The organism is Gottfriedia endophytica, from assembly GCF_017814275.1.
Lineage (GTDB): Bacteria > Bacillota > Bacilli > Bacillales > Bacillaceae_G > Gottfriedia > Gottfriedia endophytica.
The window spans coordinates 460,599-479,865 of sequence record NZ_JAGIYQ010000001.1 but is presented as its reverse complement, the minus strand read 5'-3'; the positions used below and the strand labels follow the sequence as shown (position 1 = coordinate 479,865).

General features: G+C 33.5%; 20 protein-coding genes and 1 riboswitch. Of the genes, 14 read left to right on the top strand and 6 right to left on the bottom strand.

Annotated elements, in window-relative coordinates:
- Positions 1–100 precede the first annotated feature (100 nt).
- A complete protein-coding gene (locus J5Y03_RS02260; RefSeq protein ID WP_209402001.1) occupies positions 101–1,657 on the bottom strand; it encodes an ABC-F family ATP-binding cassette domain-containing protein in 1,557 nt (518 codons plus the stop codon).
- Positions 1,658–2,176: 519 nt separating this feature from the next.
- On the opposite strand from J5Y03_RS02260, the gene J5Y03_RS02255 reads away from it, so the two are divergent.
- On the top strand, positions 2,177–2,791 hold the full coding sequence (locus J5Y03_RS02255) for a PH domain-containing protein (RefSeq protein WP_209401999.1): 615 nt from the start codon (positions 2,177–2,179) through the stop codon (positions 2,789–2,791).
- Positions 2,792–2,821: 30 nt separating this feature from the next.
- Here J5Y03_RS02255 and J5Y03_RS02250 read toward each other — a convergent pair whose 3' ends face one another.
- Positions 2,822–3,262, bottom strand: a complete 441-nt coding sequence (locus J5Y03_RS02250; RefSeq protein WP_209401997.1) for a PH domain-containing protein — start codon at positions 3,260–3,262, stop codon at positions 2,822–2,824.
- Between the two features lie 376 nt (positions 3,263–3,638).
- On the opposite strand from J5Y03_RS02250, the gene J5Y03_RS02245 reads away from it, so the two are divergent.
- Together J5Y03_RS02245 and J5Y03_RS02240 are read left to right on the top strand one after the other, a co-directional pair.
- On the top strand, positions 3,639–3,911 hold the full coding sequence (locus J5Y03_RS02245) for a hypothetical protein (RefSeq protein WP_209401995.1): 273 nt from the start codon (positions 3,639–3,641) through the stop codon (positions 3,909–3,911).
- A gap of 53 nt (positions 3,912–3,964) precedes the next feature.
- On the top strand, positions 3,965–4,183 hold the full coding sequence (locus tag J5Y03_RS02240) for a DUF5316 family protein (RefSeq protein ID WP_245208689.1): 219 nt from the start codon (positions 3,965–3,967) through the stop codon (positions 4,181–4,183).
- On the opposite strand, the gene rnhC is transcribed toward J5Y03_RS02240, so the two are convergent.
- Positions 4,180–5,118 carry a ribonuclease HIII gene (rnhC, locus tag J5Y03_RS02235; RefSeq protein WP_209401991.1) on the bottom strand — a complete coding sequence of 313 codons (939 nt, stop codon included), beginning with the start codon at positions 5,116–5,118 and terminating at the stop codon, positions 4,180–4,182. The two genes, J5Y03_RS02240 and rnhC, sit on opposite strands and share 4 nt — an antisense overlap.
- Positions 5,119–5,310: 192 nt before the next feature.
- Here rnhC and zapA point away from each other — a divergent pair, with 192 nt between their 5' ends.
- The 6 genes from zapA (at position 5,311) to J5Y03_RS02205 (ending at position 11,650) form a co-directional block, all read left to right on the top strand.
- Positions 5,311–5,592, top strand: a complete 282-nt coding sequence (gene zapA, locus J5Y03_RS02230) for a cell division protein ZapA (protein ID WP_209401989.1) — start codon at positions 5,311–5,313, stop codon at positions 5,590–5,592.
- The gene (locus J5Y03_RS02225) at positions 5,585–6,112 is read left to right on the top strand and encodes a CvpA family protein (RefSeq protein ID WP_209401987.1); all 528 of its coding nucleotides are present in this window, start codon (positions 5,585–5,587) and stop codon (positions 6,110–6,112) included. Before zapA ends, J5Y03_RS02225 begins: the two co-directional genes overlap by 8 nt.
- An 82-nt stretch (positions 6,113–6,194) precedes the next feature.
- Positions 6,195–7,925, top strand: a complete 1,731-nt coding sequence (gene polX, locus J5Y03_RS02220) for a DNA polymerase/3'-5' exonuclease PolX (RefSeq protein WP_209402212.1) — start codon at positions 6,195–6,197, stop codon at positions 7,923–7,925.
- A 12-nt stretch (positions 7,926–7,937) separates the two neighbouring features.
- Positions 7,938–10,295, top strand: coding sequence for an endonuclease MutS2 (locus J5Y03_RS02215; RefSeq protein ID WP_209401985.1), 2,358 nt, complete (start codon positions 7,938–7,940; stop codon positions 10,293–10,295).
- Between the two features lie 170 nt (positions 10,296–10,465).
- Complete coding sequence (locus J5Y03_RS02210) at positions 10,466–10,924, top strand: GNAT family N-acetyltransferase (RefSeq protein ID WP_209401983.1); 459 nt, start codon at positions 10,466–10,468, stop codon at positions 10,922–10,924.
- Positions 10,925–10,990: 66 nt separating this feature from the next.
- Complete coding sequence (locus J5Y03_RS02205; protein ID WP_209401981.1) at positions 10,991–11,650, top strand: HAD family hydrolase; 660 nt, start codon at positions 10,991–10,993, stop codon at positions 11,648–11,650.
- 200 nt (positions 11,651–11,850) lie between these two features.
- Here the strand turns inward: J5Y03_RS02205 and J5Y03_RS02200 are convergent, their stop codons facing one another.
- On the bottom strand, positions 11,851–12,339 hold the full coding sequence (locus tag J5Y03_RS02200; protein ID WP_209401979.1) for a GyrI-like domain-containing protein: 489 nt from the start codon (positions 12,337–12,339) through the stop codon (positions 11,851–11,853).
- Positions 12,340–12,591: 252 nt separating this feature from the next.
- Positions 12,592–13,080, bottom strand: coding sequence for a QueT transporter family protein (locus tag J5Y03_RS02195; RefSeq protein ID WP_209401977.1), 489 nt, complete (start codon positions 13,078–13,080; stop codon positions 12,592–12,594).
- Positions 13,081–13,087: 7 nt separating this feature from the next.
- Positions 13,088–13,132: riboswitch (PreQ1 riboswitch) on the bottom strand.
- A 174-nt stretch (positions 13,133–13,306) separates the two neighbouring features.
- Between J5Y03_RS02195 and J5Y03_RS02190 the strand changes: the two genes are divergently transcribed.
- From J5Y03_RS02190 to J5Y03_RS02170, 5 genes are all read left to right on the top strand, one after another.
- Positions 13,307–13,741 carry a MarR family winged helix-turn-helix transcriptional regulator gene (locus J5Y03_RS02190; RefSeq protein WP_209401974.1) on the top strand — a complete coding sequence of 145 codons (435 nt, stop codon included), beginning with the start codon at positions 13,307–13,309 and terminating at the stop codon, positions 13,739–13,741.
- On the top strand, positions 13,738–14,931 hold the full coding sequence (locus tag J5Y03_RS02185) for an MFS transporter (RefSeq protein WP_209401972.1): 1,194 nt from the start codon (positions 13,738–13,740) through the stop codon (positions 14,929–14,931). The genes J5Y03_RS02190 and J5Y03_RS02185 overlap by 4 nt, the downstream gene beginning before the upstream one ends.
- 371 nt (positions 14,932–15,302) lie before the next feature.
- Complete coding sequence (locus tag J5Y03_RS02180; RefSeq protein ID WP_209401970.1) at positions 15,303–17,594, top strand: helicase C-terminal domain-containing protein; 2,292 nt, start codon at positions 15,303–15,305, stop codon at positions 17,592–17,594.
- A 44-nt stretch (positions 17,595–17,638) separates the two neighbouring features.
- The gene (locus J5Y03_RS02175; RefSeq protein WP_209401968.1) at positions 17,639–18,247 is read left to right on the top strand and encodes a DJ-1/PfpI family protein; all 609 of its coding nucleotides are present in this window, start codon (positions 17,639–17,641) and stop codon (positions 18,245–18,247) included.
- Between the two features lie 159 nt (positions 18,248–18,406).
- Positions 18,407–18,856, top strand: coding sequence for an SRPBCC family protein (locus J5Y03_RS02170; protein ID WP_209401966.1), 450 nt, complete (start codon positions 18,407–18,409; stop codon positions 18,854–18,856).
- A gap of 105 nt (positions 18,857–18,961) precedes the next feature.
- Here the strand turns inward: J5Y03_RS02170 and J5Y03_RS02165 are convergent, their stop codons facing one another.
- Positions 18,962–19,201 (bottom strand): YkuS family protein, encoded by a 240-nt coding sequence (locus tag J5Y03_RS02165; RefSeq protein ID WP_209401963.1) that lies wholly within the window; start codon positions 19,199–19,201, stop codon positions 18,962–18,964.
- Positions 19,202–19,267 lie beyond the last annotated feature (66 nt).

The window sequence follows — 19,267 nt, the reverse complement described above, 5'->3', positions numbered from 1 at the left end:
GATAATAGAATGAGGTCATTTGTAATGCAAACAAGGATAGAACAAGCAGATAATATTTCTGCTTGTTCTATCCTTGTTCACTTTATACTGTGTGGAATTATTAGAATACTTTTGTCGTCCAGTTTTCACCGTTCCATACATCTGTTACTACATCTCTATAAAATTCAGGTTCGTGACAGATAATCAGAACGCTACCTTTATATTCTTTTAATGCACGTTTTAACTCATCTTTTGCATCAACATCTAAATGGTTTGTAGGCTCATCTAGTACAAGTAAATTTGTTTCATTGTTAATTAATTTACATAAACGTACTTTAGCTTTTTCTCCACCACTTAATACTGTAACTTTACTTTCAATATGTTTCGTTGTTAATCCGCATTTTGCAAGAGCGGCACGAATTTCATATTGAGTGAATGAAGGGAACTCATCCCATACTTCATCAATACAAGTTTTGTTGTTACCTGATTTTACTTCCTGCTCAAAATAGCCAATGTGTAAGAATTCGCCACGTTCTACATCTCCAGAAATTGGTTTTAATTCTCCTAATAAACTACGCATTAAAGTAGTTTTCCCAATACCGTTTGCACCAACTAATGCAATTTTTTGTCCACGTTCCATGCGTAGGTTTAACGGTTGAGATAGTGGTTCATCATATCCAATGACTAAGTCTTTTGCTTCAAAAATTAATTTACCTGAAGTTCTAGCTGGCTTAAATTGGAACTCAGGTTTTGGCTTTTCTTGACCAAGCTCAATGATATCCATCTTATCAAGTTTTTTCTGACGTGACATAGCCATATTACGAGTAGAAACACGTGCTTTATTTCGTGCAACGAAATCCTTTAACTCAGAAATTTCTTGTTGTTGACGTTTGTATGCAGATTCTAGTTGAGACTTTTTCATTTCATAAATGCCCATGAAGTTGTCATAGTCACCAACATAGCGATTTAATTCTTGATTTTCCATGTGGTATATTAAGTTAATAACACTATTTAAGAACGGAATATCATGCGAAATTAAGATAAATGCATTTTCATACTCATTTAAATAACGCTTTAACCATTCAATATGTTGTTCATCAAGGTAGTTTGTAGGCTCATCTAACAATAAAATATCAGGTTTTTCTAGTAAAAGTTTTGCTAGTAATACTTTCGTACGTTGACCACCTGATAATTCATTCACATCACGATCAAGGCCGATATCTTCAAGACCAAGACCTCGAGCGATCTCTTCAACCTTCGCATCAATGATGTAAAAATCATTATTTGTTAATGTATCTTGAAGAACACCAACATCTTCAAGCATTTTTTCCATTTCTTCAGGTGTTGCATCAGCCATTTTTACATAAAGCTCATTAATTTCATTTTCCATGTCAAACATGTATTGAAATGCACTTTTTAATACGTCGCGAATTGTCATTCCTGGCTGCAGGACGGCATGTTGATCTAAATAACCAACACGAACTTTTTTTGACCACTCAACTTTTCCCTCATCTGGTTGAAGTTTACCAGTAACAATGTTCATGAATGTTGACTTACCTTCACCATTCGCTCCGATTAAACCAATGTGTTCGCCTTTTAATAAACGGAAGGAAACATCATTAAAAATTGCACGATCACCAAAACCATGACTTAGATTCTTTACTGTTAAAATACTCATTTATCTACACCTTTTCTTTTTATTTTCGATTACATATAATAACGTTCTGAAAAACAGAACCTTTTTTAAACAGTCACTTAATAATTATAGTCTGCAACTATGTATGTGTTCAATAGATTTAAGGTGTAAATAAAAATTTTATAGGTATGAATGGTTAGTAAAAGAATTAGTATAGTTTGAATGGTTCTTGTTTAAAAGAATGTTGTTTTTAAAAGGCTCTTTTCTAAAGGATTGTTGCTTTTGAGATTTTTAATTTTAAAGACAGAAGTTGATAACAATGGAAGGTGCGAGACTCCTGTGGGAATAGCGGGAAGGCTGAGACCCCGCAGGCTTGCCGAAGAGGCTAGCTCACGCCACGCGGAAAGGGAGCAACCTGGAGTTGTAATCAACTATCGCATTCTAAAATAGCAACAAAGCTTACGAAAACAGCCTTTTGTTTTCATTAATAGGTATAGATTGTCCTGTGTTAAAATAAGAATGTATAGGTAACTTAAATAGATTTATATAGGAGGATAAGAAATGTTTGGAAAAGTAGCAGCTGATTTACTTGGTTTAAGTGATATTGGTACTGTAATTAAACAGAAAGATTACGATAAAGTAGATTCAGATGATTATGTACTTCATGAAGACGATGAAAAAATCTATTTTTTAATCAAATCAAAAACAGATGAATATTGTTTTACAAACAATGGTTTAATTCACTTAGATGGAACGAGCGCTGTTAGTAAAAAACGTACACTACATCGTTATAACTACCACACTCATAAAATCTCACATGTACTATTAGAAACTGCTGGAACAGTAGACTTAGATGTAGAAATCAAATTTCATATAGGTAGTAAGGAATTTTCAATTGATGTGCATAAAAAATTTCTTGAGGAAGTAAAAGATTTATATAAAGCACTTCTGAAAATCTCAGAAATCACGCATGAAAATACGATTAAATTGGAATTTGCGGAAAAGAGCGTCCAGCTTGCTTCAGCTACATTAAACCGTGTATCAAGTAATGAAAATAATATTGTACAAAACTTCAAAGAATTAAATGACACAGCATTTAATTGGCTAGTTAACACAAGAGAAAAGTACAATGTAAAAGATTACAGTGAAATTTTTGAACGTTATATAAATAATTAATGAGAAAGAGACTAACCTCAAATTATGAGTTTAGTCTCTTTTTTTGTCGATATCAATAAAAGCGTTTGGACATCTTTCTTTTAATAAAGTAAAGAATTGTTCTTCATTTTTAGGAATAGACAACAAATCAAATCCATATCGACCATATGAAACTTGCATTCTTTTAAATGTCCACGCAGGAGCTGAGATCGGATTCCAAGTGTAATTTACTTTAGTAATGTCAGCTAGTGGAATTTTGATTTTCATCCAACCAAACACAGCATAAAAATCAGTTTCTGTGATTTCATGATACGATTTCTTGATTGGGTATCCTAAAAATATAAAAAGCATAAAAGTAATAATAAAGCCTATTATGCCTGCAACGATATCATCTTTTATGAGTAAACCAGTGACTAAGATAAAAATTGAAAGTGGTAACATAGCCACAGTAATAAAGATTAAAATAGGATTTTTTTTAACTGGAAATTTCATAAAATACACTCCATAAAAATTTGACCTTCTACCATGATATTCAAGACAAATCACTTTTTTCCTTCAAAAAATAATAGTTATTTAAAGGGTCTTTACTAAAAGATTGTAGCTTTTGAGATTATTAATTTAAAAGAAAAAAGTTGATACGGGCGGAAGGTGCGAGACTCCTGTGGGAATAGCGGGAAGGCTGAGACCCCGCAGGCTATGCCGAGGAGGCTCAGCTCACGCCCCACGGAAAGCGAGTATCCTGGAGTTGTAATCAACTAACGCATTCTAAAACAGCCAATTTAAAATCAATTGTCAACAGTTTGTACAAATGAAACGTCATTTTTTTGAATAGACTAGTAGAAAAGATGATTTGTCAGGGAGGGGTAATATGTTATTTTTATTAATCTATATTGGATTATTAGCAGGATTACTGTTCATGTATCAAGAAGAAGTAAAAAAGGAACCAATTGAGTTTGGATTAAAATTAATAGGGTATTATGTTTTAGCATCATTACCATTTAAATTATTTTGGATCTCGATGCCGATCGGATTTTTGATTACTTTTTATCTATTAACTCAGACTAGAGTAAAATATAAAAAACAAAAACAGTTAGCTAGCTTGATAGGATTGATTGTGTTTTTCCTTAATTTGGTCATATGAAAATAGGACGCAATAAGTTTTGCGTCCAAATCTTCTTAAAGGGAGTGATTCTTTTGCTAAAATTATCATTAATCTTCATAGGCGTCGGAATCATATGTGTCATTCTATCTGGAATCAGTTTAAATGCATTTGTTAATGGAAACGAGCAACGAGCTAATTTTCATAGTGAAACGAAAGAGTTTCGAAAAGAGCGTAATTCATTTGGGATTAAAGCTGGAATTATTGGTTTAATTTGTTTAGTCATCGGATTTGGAATTCGTTACATATTCTAAATACCGGCAATATTTTTCGCTTTGTCAGTATTTGCAAAGTGTAACTTAGCAAAACCTTTTAATGTTTCAATTCCTTTTGTTTTCATAAATTTTGCAGCCACTTGATCTACTTTTGCACCAGCACCTTTTGGTAATGTCATTCCAGCTTTTTCACTTAATTGATCCATTTGTTGTAAAAAAGCATATCTAGCAAGTATTGAGGATACTGCTACAGATAAATGGAGTCCTTCAGCTTTAGTAGCAAACTCTACTTTTTCTCTAATAACCACTTTTGTTCCTTTTAAATAACCATAATAAGAGGATGGAGGTGTAAACTGATCAATTAAAATAGCATCGTAATGCTTACCGTTCAGTTTTTGGATTAAATTAGCAATGGCTTTATTATGTAGAACAGCTTTTAATTTGTTTAGGTTATAACCTTTTGCTTGCATCTCATTATATTTTTCGTTATGTAAAATGAGTAGGCTATACGGAACGACATGGAGGATGTTTTTAGCAATTTCACAAATTTGATCGTCATTCAAAGCCTTTGAATCTTTCACACCAAGTTCTTTTAATAATTCAAATTGACTTGGTTCAACGAATGAAGCGACAACAGTCATCGGTCCGAAATAATCACCTGTTCCTACTTCATCGCTTCCAATGACAGCAAGGGATGAAATAGTAGAAGAAGGAGCTTTATTAGAAGAATGAACTTGTTTTCCTTTAGGTGTTTGCTTTGGAATGTTACTACTTTTTACCCACTTTGCTGCCTCAACTTCTCCGTTTGCCCCTTGAAACATGACCTTTCCAGATTTGTAAGCCGTTACTGTACATCCATTGACTTTTGCAAGAAAAACTCCACCTTGAGGTGTCTTTGGTTGGAGTGAAGCTGAGTAGTAATTTTTCATTTCATTTAAAACTGAATTTGCTACGCTGATTACTGTATTTGCCATCTTTTTCTCCTTTATTTCTAATATGGTAATCACTTTTATTTATTCATCTATTCGTGTTATAGTTAACAGTGTTACACTATTAACTACGACTATTGGCATGGTCGTTACATCGTATGGAAGTAACTAGACAAATTTCATAAGAAATTACAAGGTTCTAGCACGTATGTATTATGAAAGAATGGAGGAACCGAGTTGTCCAGTTCACAAAAACAAAGAATTGTCGTTTCAATCTTTGGACTACAATATCCAATTATTGGAGACGAATCACCAGCTCATATTCGTGCGGTTGCGAATATTGTTGATGAGAAAATGAATGAAATTAATAAGAAAAATCCATTATTGGATACAAATAAATTAGCAGTAATGACTGCAATAAATTTAGTCAGTGACTATGTGAAAATGAAAGAAAAGCTTGAATTACTTGAGCAAAAAATCGAAACAATTAATAAAGGTGAGTCAGAACAACATGATTGATTTAATTATTCTTTTATTTATTATAATTGGTATATTTTCAGGATGGAAAAGAGGCTTTGTAAATAGCCTAATTCGTATTGTAGGATTCTTTTTATCCTTTTATTTAGCGTATCATTATTATCAACAAACTGCTAGTGTGTTAAAAAAGATCATTCCTATAAAAATAAATGATCCAACCCATGGTAATGCAGAACAATTTGTTTATCAAATCATTGCATTTGCTATTTTATTTATCGGTACTAGAATTGTGATTAGTGTACTTGGATCAATGATCAATGGTATTTTCCAGTTACCAGTGTTAAAGCAAATCAATGCATTCGCGGGCGGTGTTCTTGGATTCGTTGAAATCTATTTAGTATTATTACTAGCTTTATTTATTGCTATAATCGTGCCGGTAGAACAGGTAAATCATTATGTACATCAATCAAAGATAGCTTATTTCATGGTACAAAATACACCTCTCGTATCAACAAAGTTACTAGAACTTTGGAATGGTGTCATTACAAATAATATCCTTTAAACTTCTCCGTGGAGAGAAGTTTTTTTCAAATATGGCTCTACCTAAAGTTTAACAGAGCTTCAAATATACATAAAAGAAGGTGATTTTTTTGCATAAAAAAGATGTCATAAAATTACTAGAACAAATTGCAATTTACATGGAATTAAAGGGTGAAAATGTATTTAAAATTTCAGCTTTTCGTAAAGCAGCAAATGCATTAGAGACGGATGAAAGAAGTTTAGAACAAATAGATGACTTAACAGTTATTAAAGGAATCGGAAAAGGCACATCAGAAGTAATTTTAGAGTTTATTCAAACTGGAAAAAGTACGGTGTTAGAAGAATTACAAGCTTCATTACCAAGTACATTACTTCCTATGTTAAAGTTGCCGGGATTAGGTGGTAAAAAAGTAGCTAAGCTATACCAAGAATTGAATATTGAAAACATCGAACAATTAAAAATTGCCTGTGAAAATGGAATGCTTCAAGGATTAGCAGGTTTTGGAAAAAAAACAGAGAAGAATATTTTAGATGCAATTGAGGAGTTTGGAAAACAACCAGAACGATTACCAATAGCAGATGTTCTTCCGATAGCTGAACAAATCGAGAGCTATTTATCTGGAATGAAGGATGTTGTGAATTTTTCTAGAGCAGGAAGTTTACGTCGTGCTAGAGAAACTGTAAAAGATTTAGATTTTATTATTTCCACTGATCATCCTCAAAGTATAAAAGAGCAGCTTTTAGCATTTCCTTCGATTGTTCGTACGATTGCACAAGGAGATACAAAAGTTTCTGTTGTGGTAAAGGGAAGAGAATATGAAATTTCCGTTGATTTTCGTATAATTCAGCCGAAAGAATTTGCAACAACACTACATCATTTTACCGGCTCAAAAGACCATAATGTAGCAATGCGTCAGTTAGCAAAAGAAAGAGACGAAAAAATCTCAGAATATGGTGTGGAAAATGTTCTGACAGGTGAAGTGAAAACTTTTCAAACAGAGGAAGAGTTTTATGCTCACTTTGATTTACCATGCTTTCCTCCAGAAGTTAGGGAAGACGGGAAAGAGGTTAGTGGATTTACAAAGGATTATCCAATCATTCAGTTATCTCATATTAAATCGGATTTACATATGCATTCAACTTGGAGTGATGGTGGCCATTCTATCGAGGAAATGGTAGAGGCTTGCATAGAACAGGGTTATACATACATGGTAATTACTGATCATTCTCAATATTTAAAAGTAGCGAATGGACTAACACCAGAACGTCTTTGGAAGCAAAAAGAAGAAATTCAGCGTTTGAACGAAAAATATAATGACATTACAATTTTACATGGTGTTGAAATGGATATTTTACCTGATGGTTCACTTGATTATGAAGATGACGTGTTACGCTCATTGGACTTTGTCATTGGATCAATCCATTCTAGCTTTAGCCAAGACGAAGAAACAATTATGACCCGTCTGAAAAATGCGATGATAAATCCTTATGTTAGTATGATTGCTCATCCAACAGGTCGATTAATTGGTAGAAGAAGTGGATACAAGGTAAATGCTGAAGAGTTAATTGCTGTTGCAAAAGAAACAGGAACGATCCTTGAGTTAAATGCGAATCCAAATCGACTCGATTTAAATACAGAAATGCTGAAAATGGCTCAAGATGCTGGTGTGTTTGTTGCAATCAACACAGATGCCCACAACAAAGATATGCTGGCACATATGTCTGTTGGCGTTAGTGCAGCAAAAAAAGCATGGATGAAAAAAGATAATATTGTGAATACATGGGAGTTACCAAAACTTCTTAACTATATCGAGCAAAGACGTAATAGAAAGTGAGGTAGTTGCAGCATGACTCGAACATTACGAGTACTTGAATACGATAAAATTAAAGATCAACTTCTAAAACATGCATCCTCTTCGCTTGGAAAAGAAAAAGTAAAAGCATTAGAACCAAGTACAGATTTTGATGAAGTTGTAGAATTACAAGAAGCAACTGATGAAGCGGTTAATGTCATCAGATTAAGAGGGAACGTTCCACTTGGAGGGCTTTCAGATATTCGCATGCAAGTTAAGCGTGCAGAAATAGGTGGTACGCTGTCTCCTTCAGAATTAATTGCAATTTCTGGAGTTACATATGCTGGTCGTCAAATGATTCGTTTTGTTGAGGGGCTACTTGAAAATGAAGTAGAAATTCCTTATATCGAATCAATTTCAGAGCAAATTATTCCATTATTAGAATTAGATAAAAGTATTAAATCAGCAATCGGAGATAACGGAGAAGTTCTAGATGATGCAAGTGTGAATTTAAGATTGCTTCGTCATCAAGTACGAACTGCAGAAGCTCGTATTCGTGAAAAACTAGAAAGCTTAACACGAGGCAATAATGCACAGAAAATGCTCTCAGATGCTATCGTGACAATTCGAAATGATCGATATGTTATTCCTGTAAAACAAGAATATCGTCACGTTTATGGTGGAATTGTGCATGATCAATCTTCTTCAGGTCAAACATTATTCATTGAACCACAAGCAGTTGTAGCTTTAAATAATAGTTTACAAGAAGCCCGTGTAAAAGAAGAACAAGAGATTGAACGAATTTTAATGAAGCTAACAGCTGAAGTAGCAGAGGTAGCATCGGATTTATTGCAAAATGTTGAATTACTTGCTGAACTTGATTTCCTATTTGCAAAAGGTCAATATGCTCATAGTATTAAAGCAAGTAAACCAACCTTAAATAATGAACGTTATTTCAAATTAAAAAAAGCAAGACATCCATTAATTCCTCGTGATGTTGTTGTAGCGAACGACATCGAACTAGGTAAGGATTTCACAACAATTGTTATTACAGGACCTAATACAGGTGGTAAAACTGTTACGCTTAAAACAATCGGTATTTGTGTATTAATGGCGCAATCCGGTTTACAGATACCAGCATTAGATGGCTCAGAAATTTGTGTGTTTGGAAAAATTTTCGCTGATATTGGTGATGAGCAGTCAATTGAACAAAGTTTAAGTACATTCTCTTCTCATATGGTGAATATTGTTGATATCTTAAAAAATGTCGATCATAGAAGTCTAATTTTATTTGATGAGCTTGGTGCAGGAACGGATCCTCAAGAGGGAGCTGCACTTGCCATTTCAATCTTAGATGAAGTTAGTGAATTCGGAGCACGTGTTGTTGCAACGACACACTACCCTGAACTAAAAGCCTATAGTTATAATCGTGAGCATGTCATGAATGCTAGTGTTGAATTTGACGTTGAAACATTAAGCCCAACATACAAGCTATTAATCGGTGTTCCGGGCCGAAGTAATGCATTTGAAATATCTCGCCGTTTAGGATTATCAAATCGTATTATTGAAAAGGCAAGAAATCATGTGAGCGAAGAAAGTAATGAAGTAGAAAATATGATTGCCTCTCTAGAAACGAGCCGTAAAGGTGCTGAGACTGAGTGGAAAGAAGCTGAGAATTTCCGTAAAGAATCAGAGAAAATCTTTAAAGATTTGCAAAAGCAAATGATGGATTTCTACGAACATCGTGATGATTTATATCGCGAGGCGCAAGAAGAAGCAAAAAAACGAGTAAAAGTGGCACAACAAGAAGCCGATGAAGTTATTAAAGACCTTCGTGAGTTGAAACAATTAGAACTTTCATCAATCAAAGATCATGAATTTATCGAAGCAAAAAGCCGTTTAGAAAATGCAATTCCATATGCACCGAAAAAGACAATCAAACAAGATACAACGCAGAAAAAACAACGTCAACTTCGTGAAGGTGACGAAGTAAAAGTCATTAGCTTTAACTCAAAAGGTACATTGCTTGAAAAAGTGAGTGAAGGTGAATGGCAAGTTCAAGTTGGTATTCTAAAAATGAAAGTCAAAGAATCTGATCTAGAGTATGTTAGCTCACCTAAACCTGTAAAAGAACGTACAGTTACAGCAGTAAAAGGGAAAGATTTCCATGTTAATCTGGAGCTTGATTTACGTGGGGAACGTTATGAAGATGCATTATTGCGTGTTGAAAAATACATTGATGATGCTTTATTAGCAGGATACCCTCGTATTAATATTATTCACGGTAAAGGTACAGGAGCACTACGCCAAGGTGTTCAAGACTATTTAAAAACACACCGAGCAGTTAAATCGTACCGATACGGAGCTGCATCTGAAGGTGGCATAGGGGTTACAGTTGTAGATCTAAAATAATTCTCGAACGAAGATGCAAAAGGGGTAAAGCATGGACAAATTAGCAAAAATCTTATTTGGTATATGTGGTGTTTTTTTAATATGGGGAATTGTTTATTTAACAATCATTAAATGAAAAATAGCTGTCTCAATCAAATTGAGGCAGCTATTTTAGTAGATGGGGAATAAACATGCAAATTAATAAGTTGAATGCAAATGAACTTAAGGATGAACATATTTCTTTACTTCTTCTAGCAGATCCTTCTGAAAAACTAATTAGAGAGTATTGTCAAAGTGGCATAATCTTTGACATGAAAAATGATAATGATTTAATCGGAATAATGGTGTTATTTCCTTTCGGCGAAGATAATATAGAAATAAAAAATATTGCAGTGGATGAATCATATCAAGGAAATGGATACGGAAAACAGCTTTTAAAACGTGGGATAGAATTTGCCAAACAAAATGAGTATAAACGAATTCGAATCGGAACCGGGAATTCTAGTTTAAACCAATTAGGTCTTTACCAGAAATGTGGTTTTAGAATGGTTAGAATCGATAAGGACTTTTTTATTCGGAATTATGAAGAAGAAATAGTTGAAAATGGCATACAATGCCGAGATATGGTTATTTTGGAGATGAAGTTGTAGAATAGTGAAACATATTTTTAAACTATCAGGTAATGACAATAAAAATTTAAGTAGAGGGGAAACAAGATGAGTATAAAAGCGATCATTTTTGATATGGATGGACTAATGTTTGATAGTGAGAGAGTAACTCTCGAGGCGATTAAAAAAATTGGGCAAGCTTATCAATATGTGATTGAAGATGAGCATGTACATGAAATAATTGGGACAAATCAAAAATATGCAAAAAAACGATTTCAAGAAAGATTCGGTGAAGACTTTCCATTTGAAGACATTATGAAACAAAAAAAGGTAGATATTCTCGAATATTATCAAACTGAAGGTGTACCAAAAAAAGAAGGATTAGTAGAACTTCTTGAGTATTTAAAAGAGAAAAAATTACCACTGGCAGTTGCTACCTCGTCCTATCGTGAGTCTGCAACATTTATTTTAAAGAAGGCGGAAGTTTTCCCTTACTTTGATGCAATTATCTGTGGAGATGAAGTCACTCATTCAAAACCAGAACCAGAAATTTTTCTAAAAGCTGCTTCTACCTTAGGAGTTTATCCAGAGGAATGTATTGTGATTGAAGATAGTGAAAATGGATTAATTGCTGCACAAAAAGCAGGAATACGTAGCATTTTTGTGAAAGATTTAGTCACACCAAAGAATGAGGTATTAGCGAAGGTGTTTAAACAAGCTGACACCTTACGTGATGTAATAGAAATTTTAAAAAGTCATCAAATTTAATAAACAGTTAATTAATCAAATGGTCGAAAATGAAAACGAAATGAACATGAAACTAAAATTGACCGATAAAACTTTAAGAATGACTGAAATATTAAAAAAATGACTGATAAAATCGGCAAAACAACTGATAAATTGATAAATGAAGTTAGAATACAAGGTTCAAGGAGTTGCTATGCTCTTTGAACCTTTAAATCAATTGCCTAATTAACTGAAATATAAATATCCACTTGGCTGTTTTGTGGATCCAATGCTCGTTCATCATATAGTTCAAAATCAGCTGTAAAAGCTCTTTTGTTATTTTTTGACCACTCCCATATTTCTTGCCACGCCTCAACCACAACCTCTTGAACAGGTCCTTTTCGGGATGTGAAAATGATATAGCTTGATTCGGGTAGATCAATTTTCACTAAACCTTCTGGAATAACATCGCATTCTATTACTTCTGCCCCTATTCCAAAAGTATACTCACCATTTTCATCCGAATCATAATTTGTATATAAAGCAATTAATGAGGAATTCTTCTTATTAGGAATTGTTTGTAATACTTGTTTTTTATAAAAATTTTCCCATTGAGTAGGGATAACTCCTTCACCTTGCATTTCCGCATTGTTACTTGTTCTAGATGAACTACCTACAAAGTTAAAACCCTCAAGTTTAATAGCCGTACTAATATTAATAACATTTGACATAAAAACTACTCCTTTCTTATTTGAAGAATATTCTCTTTCTGATTCGAGATTCCTGCTTTGTACTTAGAGGAATGACCGTATAGCTGTGAGGAACGGCCGAATAACAGAGAAAACGACCCATAAACGAGAAAATAGCCCATATAGCTGAAGCAAAAATAGGAGCACACCAAATAAAAATAAAATTAAGAGTGAAGATCCATAAAAAAACAAAAAAGAGTTGCCGCTTAAAATAGCACACAACTCTTATCAGTTTTATATTAACTTTTTAAAATTAATTCGTTTGTTCAAATAGTACATAACTGGTGCGCCGACGATCATGACGACAAATTCACCAATTGCAGTTGTTAGCCAGGTTAATAAAAATGGTAAATGGAATACTAGGTTAAGCTCCCATGCAATCAGGAACATTGTAACTGTAAAGACGACTGAATTGAAGATCATTCGTGTCCATATTCCTTGGATAAAGCGTGTGGAGAAAATTGTGATTAATAGTGCTATAATAGATTGTCCTACACCGAAAACTAGATCATATGCGCCGAGCGGTGAAAATAGATTCGTTATAAAAACGCCTAACACTATTCCATAAAAGTATTTTTTATTAAACACAACTAATTGGTTAAACATTTCGGATACACGAAATTGGATATTAGTGAATCCAAGTCCGAACGGTTGGATTAGCATAGATACTGCTATGTATAAAGCCGCTATTACTCCATTTACAGCAATTGTTTTAACTTTCATTTTTACTCTCTCCTTAGTTTTTTAACGTGGGAGGTTTTCGAACCACGTTTTGATTAAACAGACCAAGAGACAATATTATAGAATAACTAGTGTATTGTCAAATAATTGTTATTCAAAATACATTTAGTTTCATGGTTTCTTTCCTAATAAATCCCAAGTTATTCTATCTGTTTAATTACAATTTATTGTGATATAATTACCTAGGTAACTATCAGGGGGACGAAATATGAACGAAAATCATCAGTTATTTCATATCATTCATCAGCTTTCTAGGCACATTAGTAAAAATTTAAATGAGGAATTACAGCCGCTAGGAATCTACAGTTCTCAATGGGCCGTTTTATATACTTTAAAAACAAAAGGTATGCTTACACAATCCGAGTTATGTGAGTATTTATCGATTGAGGCTCCTCCGATGACTAGAAATATTCAGCGGTTAATAAAGCAGGGGTATATAAAAAAAGTTCCTGGGAAAGACAAACGCTCAAATTATATTGTTTTAACAGAGGATGCACTTGCTATGTATCCGAAATGGGAGCAGGCTGCTCTAAATTTAAATCAATCTTTACTTTATCATTTACCAGATTCAGCACAAAAAGAATTGTTTAAACTCCTTTCTAGTTGGACGGTAGATCTTAAAAGAAATGGAGGAAAAATATGAAGGAAAAATTGTGGACAAAGAATTTTATTAGTATTTCTGTCAGTAATCTTTTTTTATTTTTGAGTTTTTATTTATTGCTTACTACGCTACCAATATATGCTTTACAAGATTTACATACTAAAGAAAGCAGTGTTGGTTTAATCGTTAGCGTATTTTTATTTGCGGCAATTATAATCAGACCAATTGCAGGTCAACAAATGGAACGCTTTGGGAAACGATTTTTGTTTCTTGTTTCTTTATCTATTTTTTTAGTTTCGAGTATTTTATATTTCTTAACTGATTCATTAACAAGTATCTTATTACTTCGCTTTTTCCACGGGTTGGGGTTTGGTATTGCTACTACAGCGGCAGGAACAATTGTGGCGGAAACACTTCCTGATTCAAGACGAGGAGAGGGAATGGGCTATTTTGCAATGTCTATGAATCTTGCAATGGCGTTTGGGCCATTCTTAGGTTTAACGGCTTTAAATGAATTTGGTATTCATTCTGTTTTTATGATGGCATTTTGCTTTTCAATTATCTCTTTCATTGCAGGACTGCTTATTCATCTTCCTGCTACAAAAGTAATTAAATCAAAAGAAGTGAAATTCAACTTTAAATTAAATGCTTTAATAGAAAGATCAGCAGTAAAAGTTTCATTATTTGCAGCTCTTTTCGGAATTATCTATTCCTCAATCATATCGTTTGTTTCAGTGTACGCAAAATCTATTGGTTTAACATCAGTAGGTAGTTACTTTTTTATCGTATACGCTATTGTATTATTAATCTCTAGACCATTTACTGGAAAATGGTTTGATTTATATGGAGCGAAATATATTGTGTATGCTTCGATTATACTGTTTGGAGCTGGAATGGTATTATTAAGTCTTTCGAGCTCACCAGTCATATTCTTAATTTCTGCTGCTTTTATTGGTGTTGGGTATGGAACATTATTTTCAAGTTTACAAACAATTGTTATACAAGATGCTCCTTCAGAGAAAAGGGGCCTTGCAACTGCCACATACTTTTCAATTTATGACTTAGGAATGAGCATTGGGTCATTTGTTGTAGGAATTATATTATCTAAAGTAGGTTTCCACGCTTTATATGGAGGAAGTGTTTTCTTAATTGTTTTAGGCATAGGAATCTTCTATTTAATAACAAAACAACAGGGAACAAATGAAGTAACTGAAATCAAAAAAATATCTTAAATGGTAGAAATAATGATCTCTACGAAAATTTAATTTTCTAATTTCGAAAATACAATTTTTGTAGGATCATTTTTTATTTTTGTCTCATTTTTCGTGAATTTGAAGTGAATAGTGAATTTGCAAGGGATTTAGCATTGAACTAATATACATATAAGAGGTGTTAGAGATAGTTTCTACAATAATGGTTAGTCTATAGTCATTATGAACCTCATATTCTTTACTACAAATATAGTTTATTTTTATTTTACCTCAAATTTACTTCAGTAAGGCTTCCCCGCATTACGGCCCCTTTTTTATTCTGTATTTAACTTTTTCTTTTGATATATAATGAACTTAGTATTTAGTTCGTAAATGATATCATAGGAGAAAGTATGGTCAATCAATTTAATATTTCAGTTCGTCATTTAGTTGAATATGTTTTTAAAAGAGGAAGTATCAATCTTGGCTTTCGAACGAGTGGATCACTTTCAGAAGGAACTAGATTGCATCAAAAAATTCAAAAAACATATAAAGAATGTGATCAAAGAGAAGTCTTTCTAAGTAGAACAGTGAGAATGCATGGAATTGATTATCATATTGAAGGTCGCTGTGATGGAGTGATCTTTGAAGAAAATGATGTAATGATTGATGAAATTAAGTCCACTTCTATCCCTTTAGAGCAGGTTGAACAAGATTCATATCCGGTCCATTTTGCTCAAGCAAAAGTTTATGCTTATATGTATTCAGAGCAACATGGGATAAATGAAATTACGGTTCAATTAACTTATATTCATGTTGGAAGTGAAGAAATTAAGCAGTTTAGAGAATCTTATTCCAAGCATGAGTTAGACTCTTTTATTGAAGAACTCATATCTTCTTATAGCCCTTATGCAAAAGTACTGTTAAAAAATGAAATGGAACGAAATGAAAGTATAAAAGAATTACCATTTCCATTTCCTTCTTATAGAGAGGGACAAAGAAAACTAGCAGGAGCAGTATATAAAACGATTGCTGAAGGAAATAGTTTGTTCGCAGTCGCACCTACTGGAATCGGAAAAACAATGTCTACAATATTTCCAACAGTAAAGTCATTTGAAGAAAAGAAGATAAACAAAATTGTTTATCTGACAGCAAGAACGACAACACGTATGGTAGCAGAAGAAGCGTTTTCTCGACTTGAAGAAAACGGTCTGAACTTGAAATGTGTGACACTCACTGCAAAAGAAAAAATTTGTTTTAAAGAAGAGACGATTTGCCAAAAAGATACGTGTGAATTTGCAAATGGCTATTTTGATCGGATTAACACAGCTGTACTTGATATTTTGGAAAATGAAACAATTATGAATCGTTCTGTAATCGAAAAATATGCTCTGAAACATACAGTTTGTCCGTTTGAGTGTTCATTAGATCTTGCTGACGTTTGTGATGCATTAATATGTGATTACAACTATGTATTTGATCCGCACGTTGCAATTCAACGTTTTTTTGAAGAGCAGAAAAAGCAAACTGTTTTGTTAGTTGATGAAGCACATAATTTAGTTGATCGAGCAAGGGAAATGTACTCTGCACAAATAACAAAATCTCCTTTTCTACAATTGAAACGTTTATTTAAAAATGTGAATGCCAATCTATATTCCAGTGCAAAAGAAATCAATGACTATTTCATTCAACTTAAAAAGCAGAGTAGTGAACAATTTATGATTTGGAATTATGTTGATGAACATTTACTCCCAATGTTGGACCAGTTTTCGAATGAAGCAGAGAAAGAGCTACTGCTAGAGCGGTTAGAAATAGACAAAACTGTTTTGTTAGATACATATTTTGAAGTAGATCGATTTAAAAAAATTGCATCATTATATGACGAAAGATTTGTCACATATTTTGAGAAAACCAATCAAGAGAGTACGCTTAAATTATTTTGTTTGGACCCATCGAAATCAATCAAACGTATTTCTAAAAAACATCGTTCCACAATTTTTTTCTCTGCTACGCTTAATCCATTACATTATTTTCGAGATTTATTGGGCGCAGAAGAAGAGGATTACAACATCATGCTTCCCTCACCATTTAGCCAAGAACAATTTGAAGTAAATATACTACCAATATCAACAAAGTTTCGAGATCGAGATAGAACAAAAGATAGGATAGTAAAAAAAATTTCTAATGTAGTAAAAAATCAACCAGGAAATTATCTGTTTTTCTTCCCATCTTATCAGTATTTAAGACTAGTTCATGAGTTAATTGTGGAAGAAGATGTAAGTGCAAATGTTATAGCCCAAGAACCTAATATGAATGAAGAAGATAGAGAACGATTTTTAGAACAATTTCAAGAAAATAATCAGGAAAGTACAATAGGATTTGCAGTCATGGGAGGAGTTTTTTCAGAAGGAATTGATCTTGTTGGTGACCGTTTAACAGGTGTTGTGATTATTGGTGTTGGGTTACCTCAACTTGGTTTAGAGCGAGACATTATTAAAGATTACTTTAATCAAATCGGTAAAAATGGATATCATTATGCCTATGTATTTCCAGGTATGAATAAGGTGCTTCAAGCAGCTGGCAGATTAATTCGCTCTGAAGAAGATTCGGGAACAATTTTATTGATTGATGACCGTTATATGACGCCATTGTATCAAAGTTTATTTCCAACAGAATGGAGTCACTTTAGTGTATCTAGAGAATAAAGTCGTCACATGTAATTGGTTTTTATGACAAAGGAGGATCAAAAGTGAAAATACAGATAGTCCTATTTGATGGGTTCGGAGAATTAGTGGCTTTTGCGCCTTTTGAAGTTTTAAAACGAGCAAATGAATGTGGAGCTGAATTTCAAGTGGAGATGGTTTCAAGTGAACCAAAACGTGAGGTAGTTACTTCCTTCGGGGTTAAAGTAATGGTTGATGATTACTTGCGGATTGATAATAGACCTGATTTGCTAATTGTACCAGGTGGCGGTTGGAATCATAAAGCAAATTTTGGAGCTAAAAGAGAGGCAGAAAAAGGAGATTTACCGAAATTGATTTCTGAGCTGCATGCTAAAGGAACGATTATTGCTGGGGTTTGTACAGGTGGCATGCTAATTGCAGCCTCAGGAATTTTAGAAGGGGAAAAAGCAACCACTCATTTTTTGGCAAAAGATGAGTTAAAGGAGAGCTATGGAGCAGATGTGCTGAGTTACCGAATCGTTGATAATGGTAACATCATCACAGCTAGAGGTGTTACTTCTGGAGTTGATCTTGGATTATGGATAATTGAGCGATTTGCAGGGGCAAATATTGCAGCAGCTGTTGAAAGTAGAATGGAGTATGAAAGAAGAGGAGTCACATGGAGGAATCCTTAAAGGTTGATATTGTATATTAAATGAAATTTTTGTAGAATGATTATTTTTGATTCTTATATACCTTGGTTTGGGTTTACTCTTAGAATGTTTTATAATATAGCTAACTGCCAAGAATCTTACTCATAATCCTTTAATTCAATTATTATGGAGGGAATAAACATGGATCTTAAGTATGAGCTTTATATTGGGGCAAAGCCAGAGGATGTTTGGAATGCATTTATTTCACCGGAAGGAACAAAAGCCATTTTCTTTGGTTGCGTTCTTAATTCGACTTTTGAAGTTGGAGCACCTTATGAATATATAGGACCTGGTGAAGATGGACTTGAGACAGTTCATGTATATGGTAAGATTTTGGAATTTGAGCCGAACAAGTTAATGAGTTACACTGAGCACCCGGGACCATCGTACCGTAGTAATCATGCCGAGCTTGAAACAAGAATTACTTTGACATTAGACTCAATGGGGGATTGTACTAAGTTCACGCTTGTTAATGATGGATGGCCAGAAAATCATCCATCATATGAAAGCACTAAAACGCATTGGCCAATGATTTTAAGTAATTTTAAGACTTATGTTGAAACGGGAAAAACACTTAATTTTGGTTGGTAAAAGAAACAGATAGTAATTTAAAAGCAGAAGGAGCTGAGTGTGAACAGCTCCTTTTAGTGTTTATTAAGCCATAAAGTTTAAATGTGAAAAACCTTTTTGCGTTTGTTAAATTCTACTTTCAACTTCTTGACAAACTTCATCAGCTGTTAATCCAGATGCATCAATAACTGAGCCTTTCATGTCAGTATCTTGCATACCCATCACATTTGAATCTCCACCAGTAACTACACAACATGAACAACCCTGCGTATCAGATGCATTCTTTAATTCAACAACTTCATGTCCTCTTTCACGTAATGCTTCTTGCACGTTTGTTAATGACTGTTCTACTCCAATTTTCGCCATTACTAACACCTCCTCGAATAAGTATTTTTTACCAAAAATGAAATAATATTCTTTTATTGGTTTAGA